General features: G+C 71.8%; 7 protein-coding genes. 5 read left to right on the top strand and 2 right to left on the bottom strand.

The features are described 5' to 3' along the window. Nucleotides 1–134 precede the first annotated feature (134 nt). The 4 genes from ACFW2E_RS34155 to ACFW2E_RS34140 are packed head-to-tail and all read left to right on the top strand — an operon-like array spanning nucleotide 135 to nucleotide 4,197. A complete protein-coding gene (locus tag ACFW2E_RS34155; RefSeq protein ID WP_384472002.1) occupies nucleotides 135–1,151 on the top strand; it encodes a 3-oxoacyl-ACP synthase III family protein in 1,017 nt (338 codons plus the stop codon). Nucleotides 1,152–1,154: 3 nt separating this feature from the next. Continuing rightward, on the top strand, nucleotides 1,155–3,089 hold the full coding sequence (locus ACFW2E_RS34150; RefSeq protein WP_384472000.1) for an HAD-IIIC family phosphatase: 1,935 nt from the start codon (nucleotides 1,155–1,157) through the stop codon (nucleotides 3,087–3,089). Continuing rightward, nucleotides 3,086–3,355 carry an acyl carrier protein gene (locus ACFW2E_RS34145; RefSeq protein WP_384471997.1) on the top strand — a complete coding sequence of 90 codons (270 nt, stop codon included), beginning with the start codon at nucleotides 3,086–3,088 and terminating at the stop codon, nucleotides 3,353–3,355. The genes ACFW2E_RS34150 and ACFW2E_RS34145 overlap by 4 nt, the downstream gene beginning before the upstream one ends. Beyond that, nucleotides 3,352–4,197, top strand: coding sequence for a 4'-phosphopantetheinyl transferase family protein (locus ACFW2E_RS34140; RefSeq protein ID WP_384471994.1), 846 nt, complete (start codon nucleotides 3,352–3,354; stop codon nucleotides 4,195–4,197). Before ACFW2E_RS34145 ends, ACFW2E_RS34140 begins: the two co-directional genes overlap by 4 nt. A 3-nt stretch (nucleotides 4,198–4,200) precedes the next feature. On the opposite strand, the gene ACFW2E_RS34135 is transcribed toward ACFW2E_RS34140, so the two are convergent. Then, entirely contained in the window at nucleotides 4,201–5,247 is a 1,047-nt protein-coding gene (locus ACFW2E_RS34135; RefSeq protein ID WP_384471991.1) for a LuxR C-terminal-related transcriptional regulator, read from the bottom strand. Between the two features lie 98 nt (nucleotides 5,248–5,345). On the opposite strand from ACFW2E_RS34135, the gene ACFW2E_RS34130 reads away from it, so the two are divergent. Continuing rightward, a complete protein-coding gene (locus ACFW2E_RS34130; RefSeq protein WP_384471988.1) occupies nucleotides 5,346–5,633 on the top strand; it encodes a hypothetical protein in 288 nt (95 codons plus the stop codon). Between the two features lie 54 nt (nucleotides 5,634–5,687). On the opposite strand, the gene ACFW2E_RS34125 is transcribed toward ACFW2E_RS34130, so the two are convergent. Further along, the coding region (locus ACFW2E_RS34125; protein ID WP_384471984.1) for a 4'-phosphopantetheinyl transferase at nucleotides 5,688–6,322 on the bottom strand (635 nt) is incomplete at its 5' end.

Here is a 6,322-nt window from a genome sequence, read left to right as displayed (position 1 = left end):
GCCGGGGGCGCGCGGGTGCCGCACCCCCGGCCCGGCGCCCCCGGCGCCGGCGCCACGGTCAAACCCGGCGCCCTGTTCGGCGCGGGTGGCGTGGCGGCGGTTTCCCCCGCCCCTCGCCCGGAAGGAGCATGCGCGTGAGCGCCACGGCCTATCTCGCGGCGGCCGCGAGCGCGCTGCCCGGCCCGCCCGTAGACAACGCCACCCTCGGCAGGGCGCTCGGGGTCAGCGAGGAGTGGGTCGACATCTTCGTCGGCACCCGCACCCGGTACTTCGGCTGGGACCTGGAGACGGGACAGGTGCGGAACACCCTCGCCGACCTGTGTGCGCAGGCCGGTGGCGCGGCCATCGACTCCGCCGGACTCGACCCGGTCGACATCGAGTTCGTGCTGCTGGCCACCGCCACGCCGGACACGCTGCTGCCGACCACGGCCAGCGAGGTCGCCGACCGGCTCGGCCTGATGTACCTGCCCGCCTTCCAGATCCAGTCCGGCTGCGCGGGCGCCGTGCAGGCGCTCGACCTCGGCCGTACGCTGATCGCCGGCGGAGCCCGGGCCGGGCTCGTGATCGGCGGTGACGTCACCCATCGCCACCTCGACGTGCACCGCGAGGTGGCCCGCATGCCCACCGAGGAGCTCGTCAACTACGTGCTGTTCGGCGACGGCGCGGGCGCGGCGGTGCTCACGGCCGAGCCGGTGGCCGAACGCGTCGAGATCAAGGGCGTCCTCAACCGCTTCACGGGACTGGGCCGCCCGCCGGGCCAGACCGTCGACTGGTACGGGATCAGCGACCGCCACAGTGAACGCCCCATGGTCGTCGAGGACTACAAGGCCATCGAGGAGTCCGTGCCGACCATGGCCCGGGAGATCCTCTGGGAACTCCTCGACCAGCTCGAATGGGCCCCCGACGACCTGGACTTCCTGCTGCCGCCCCAGTTGTCGGGACGGATGACGGAACGGATCACCGAACAGCTCGGCGTGCCCGGCGCCCAGGAGGTGTCCTGCGTCGCCGAGACCGGCAACACCGGCAACGCCCTGGTCCTGCTGCAGCTGGCACGGCTTCTCCCGGACCTGCCCACCGGGGGCCGGGCGCTCGCGATCGCCGTGGAGTCGAGCAAGTGGATCAAGACCGGGCTCGGCCTGGAGAAGGTGTAGGGGATGGCGGTACCGGTGCGTACGACGACGCGGGGCGAGCCGCTGGAACGGCTGCGGGACCTCGCCGCGCGGGGACGGCTGGAGGAGGCGTACGACGAGGTGGCGCCACTCCTCGCCGAGCTGGCCGACGACCCCGGGCCGAGGTCCGACTGGGCGCGGCGGGCCGGGCGGCTGCTGGCGAGGGCCGACCGGGACGCCGTCCTCGCCCGGCACCCGTGCGTCGACCGGCTGACCGTGGCGATCACGGGGCAGTCCACCGCGGCGGACGTGGTCGAGCCGCTCACCGGCGAACTGGCCAGGCACGGGCTGCTGTTGAACCCGGTCGTCGGCGACCACGGCGCATATCTGCGGGACCTCGCCGATCCGTCCGGTGTCTTCCACGGCCTGGAAGCCGATATGGCGATCTGTCTCCTCGACGACACCACCGTCTTCGCCGAGGTGCCCGCCGTCTGGGGGCCCGACGACGTCGAACGGGCCGCGGAGGAGGTGGCGGCACGTCTGGAGGGCCTGGTCCGGCACTACGCGTCCGCGGGCGGAGCCACTCTGGTGCTCAACACGGTGCCGCTGCCGCGCGAGCGCACCCATCAGCTCGTCGACCACCGCTCCCGGGCCCGGCTTGGCGTGGTGTGGCGGGAGTTCAACGTCCGGCTGCTGCGCCTCGGGGCCGAGGCGCCGGGGGTGGTGGTGATCGACCTCGACCCGCTGGTGGCCGCCTCGGGCCCGGTCGCCGACGCGCGCCTGGCGCAGTACGCCGGAGCCCGCATCGGTGCCGCGCTGCTCGACGCCTATGCGCGCGAAGTCGCCCACCTGGCACGGGCCCTGACCGGGCGTACGCGCAAGTGCCTGGTCCTCGACCTCGACCACACCCTGTGGGACGGGGTGCTCGGCGACGACGGCGCCGACGGCATCGCCGCCGCGGGGACCCTGCGGGGCGAGGCGTTCGGCACGTTCCAGCGCACCGTGCGGCAGCTCGCCGCCCAGGGTGTGCTGCTCGCCGTCAGCAGCAAGAACGAGCGCGGTGCCGTCCTGGACGCGCTGCGCACCCACCCCGATCTCCAGCTCAGGGAGGGGGACTTCGCCTCCGTGCGTGCCGACTGGGAACCCAAGAGCGGACACCTCGCCGCGGTGGCCGCGGCCCTCGGTATCGGCGACGACGCGCTCGTGTTCGCCGACGACTCGCCCGCCGAGCGAGCCGAGGTACGCCACTCCGGCGTGCGCGCCGCCGTGGTTCCGCTCGACGGGGAGCCCGCGCTGCACGTGCAACGGCTTCTCGCCGACGGCTGGTTCGACACGCTCGCCCTGACCGACGAGGACCGCGCCCGCGCCGGGCACTACCGCGCCGCCCAGGCCCGTGCCGCCCTGCGGGCCGAGGCCGGTTCGCACGAGGACTTCCTGCGCGGGCTCGACATCACCGTCGACCTGTCCGCGCCGCTGGCCCACGAGCACGAGCGGCTCGCCCAGCTCACGCAGCGCACCAATCAGTTCAACCTGAACGGCGTACGTCTCACACCGGCCGAGGCGGCCGGGGCCGCCGCCGACCCGGACCGGCTCCTGCTCGTGGCGCGCACCGCCGACCGGTTCGGCGCCAACGGCCTGACCGGCGCGCTCCTCGCCACCCATGAAGGGGACGTGCTGCGCCTGGACAACATCTGGCTCAGCTGCCGCGTGCTGGCCCGCGGAGTGGAACAGAGCGTGCTGGCGACGGTGCTGGCACACGCCCGCGACGCCGGACACGGTGCGGTGCTCGCCGCGTTCCGGCTCACCGCGAAGAACGGCCGGGCACGTGACTTCTACCCGTCCCTCGGCTTCACGGCCGCCGGGGAGCGGGACGGGGCACTGCTGTTCCGGCACGACCTGCGACGGCTGCCGCCCGCTCCGGAGCACGTGCGGATCACCGGGCCGCTGACCACCGGCTTCGACGGGAGGGAGCGCACATGAGCGCGGTCGACACGCTCGAGGGGTTTCTCGCACTGCTCAGGGACGAGTTGAGTCTCGATACAACGGTGGAAGAGGCTCGGCGGAGTCTGGTGGATCTTCCCCGCTGGGACTCGCTGTACTTGCTGCGGCTGGTCACTCTGGTGGAGGAGGAGACCGGCCGGCGTCTGTCGCTGTCCCCCGTTCTGCAGGCCCGCACGCTCGCCGAGATCCACGCCGTCGTCGTACAGCAGCAGCAACAGCAGAACAGGGTGGAGGCACAGGCATGACCGTCCCCGGCAATTCCACGCTCGGGCCGCCGCTCGGCGCGCCCGTCGAGGTGGGGGTCGACGACGCCGCGTGGGACCGCGTCCGGGAGGACCTGAAGGCGAGCGGGACCGCCCTGCTCTACGCCCACCGTTCCGTCCTGCAGCCCCAGCTGCCCGGCGGTGACGGGCTGCGCCGGCTGCTGGGGCGCGACTGGTCGCGCTATCTCGACCTCGCCCACGCGGAGGTGCGGGACCGGTACGCGGCCTCCCGGGTGCTGCTCAAGTCCGCCGCCGCGGCCGCGCTGCGCGGCGACCCGGACGCCCTGGAGCTGGCCTACGGCCCCACCGGCCGGCCCTATCTGCGTGGCTGCGACCAGATCGACATCAGCCTCAGCCACACGGACGACCTGCTGGTCGTGGGCCTCACCACGCGGGGCCTGATCGGAGTGGACGCCGAGCGCGCCGACCGGCAGATGTACGGCGGCGGACTGGGACGGCATGTGTGCACCCCGTACGAGATGGTGACGCTCGCCGCGCTGCCCGAGGAGCAGCGCAACCCGTCCCTGGTGCGTCTGTGGACGCTCAAGGAGGCCTACAGCAAGGCAATCGGACAGGGCATGCAGTTCCGGTTCACCGAGTTCGGCTTCGGCCCCGACGGCAAGCCGGTGCGGGTGCAGCGGCCCGACGGCAGCGCCGGCACCGGGGACGAGTGGGCCTTCCGCACGTTCCCGCTGGCCAGCGGCTACTGCGTGAGCGCCGCCGTCTACGACGCGGGGTTCGGACCGCCGGGCGGTACGGACATCACGACGATGCTCGACGAGGACTGCGTGGAGACCATCGAGGAGGCACTGGGCGAGGTGTGAGCGTCAGCCGGAGTCCGCCTCACGTCCGGCACGCTGCTCCAGCATGCGGGACATCGCCACGTTGTACCCGGCCTGGAAGCGGCTGGTGGCCTCGAGTTCCTCGGTGATCTCCGAGATGTGACGGCGGCAGGTGCGCACCGACATGCCGAGCCGCCGCGCGACCATCTCGTCCTTGTAGCCCTTCGCCATCAGGCGCAGGATCGACTGCTTGAGGTCGTCGGCGACGGACGGCGCGCGCGAGGTGTCCGGGACGAAGGGCGTCGCGCCGTCCCAGAGGTGTTCGAAGACGTTGCACACGAACGCCACCAGGGTGGGCTCCCGGACGACGATGGCACCGCCGGTCGACTGCGACTCGTCGTCCTGCTCCGCATGGGTGGGAAGGAAGACCGTATCCCGGTCGTAGATGAGTATCCGGTCGATGACCTGATCGGCGGTGCGCACCTCGACGCCGGCCTCAGTCACGTCGCGCACGTACGCGCGCGTGGCGAGGTCACTGCGCGCGGTGTGCTGGTAGATGGTGCGGACCGCGACGCCGCGCTCGCGCATGCTCAGGGACGACTTGCGGGCCGCCTGCAGTTGCGGGCCGGGGCGGGCGCCGCCCGGTGCGACGGAGGCCACCTCCTGGCGGCAGTGCGCGCTGAGGTGGTCCAGCATGGACTGCACGGTGCCCTGGTCCGTGATGACGTCGAAGGCCTCCAGCCTGTTGCGCAGCCGGCGGCCCTCGAAGTAGACCGGGGTCAGCGACATCAGGCGGCTGCGCACGTCGGTGACGGCCTGCTGGAGGTCGCGGATCTGCGCCTCGGCCGAGCTGACGAGATCGGCGGTGGCGACGTCGGGGCCCACGGGGACGAGCACGTCGGGGTCACCCGGCATCGGCTGCAGCAGGCGCAGCAGGGTCAGCACCTTCTCGGCGTGCGTGACCTCGGCCGGGGACAGCGCCAGACGCAAGGCTATGTCCTCCCGTATGAAGCGGCCCAATTCAACGGCGTGTCCATAGGCGGCGGCGCTGATGTCGTCGAGCTCCGCGAATTCGGAGCCGGAGTAGTTCATTCCGCACGCCCGAGTGGTGCGGGATCAGAGAGCAGTTGTTGCCGTGCAGCTTTGAGCCATCGGATATCACTTGGGTTTCGCTTGAGAGATTCGACAGGGTGTTCCTGAAGACGGGACGGACCACCGTTCGGCGCGATGCTCAAGTTCATGACGATCCTTCCCGTTCGGAACGCGGACACAACGAACCAGCAGGGGGAAACGTGCACGTCATGACAAGCATGATCAACATCGTCGCTCGTAGTGCAGCTCTGGGTAGTGCTCTTGGTGTTTTGTTTACCGGCGCCATGCTGCTGGGGCAGCACGGTGACGCAGGCCGGGCCGCTTCGCAAAGCGGAACGGTTACGACCGCTTCTATCCGTGTTCAGCACAGTGACGACCAGTGGTAGATCGAGCTTGATTGATAACTGCTCCACTTTGACCGCCGGCAGGCGCCTCCCCGTTCAGACCGCCAGGGGGGCGCCTGTCGCTGTTCCGGCCAGTTCCGCGTGCCGTACGGCCGGCACCGCGATCGCGCTCAGGACCACACCGTTGGTGGCCGAGAAGCGTCCGGTCAGCACCCGCCGTGCCGAACCCGGCTCCGCGGCCGGGTCCTTGAGCAGGGCCGCACGGAACGTCCCGCGCTCCGCGTCCACCGTCAGCAGGGCGTCCTCGAACTCCAGAGTGTGCCCGGTGAGCGGGAAGTACGACTTGTAGACGGCCTCCTTCATGGAGAACAGCAGCCGGTCCCAGCGGACCTGGGGGAGGGTGCGGAGCAACCGCGTCACCCAGGACCGCTCCTGCGGCAGCGCGATCGATTCCAGGATCCCCTCGGGCAGCGGCTGGTTGGGCTCCGCGTCGATGCCCAGCGCCGCGATGTCGTGCGCATGGGCCAGGACGGCGCCCCGGTAGCCGGCGCAGTGCGTGATGGACCCGACCAGCCCGGGCGCCCACTGCGGCGCGCCGCGCAGGCCCGGCAGGACCGGGGCGGCCTCCTGTCCCAGCGCCGCCATCGCCCGCCGGGCGCACCAGCGGGCCGTGGTGAACTCCAGACGGCGCGCCTCGACGGCCCGGGCGATCTGGGCCTCCTCGCCCGGGA

Source organism: Streptomyces sp. NPDC058964, from assembly GCF_042741275.1.
Lineage (GTDB): Bacteria > Actinomycetota > Actinomycetes > Streptomycetales > Streptomycetaceae > Streptomyces.
This window is presented reverse-complemented; position numbering and strand designations above follow the sequence as displayed.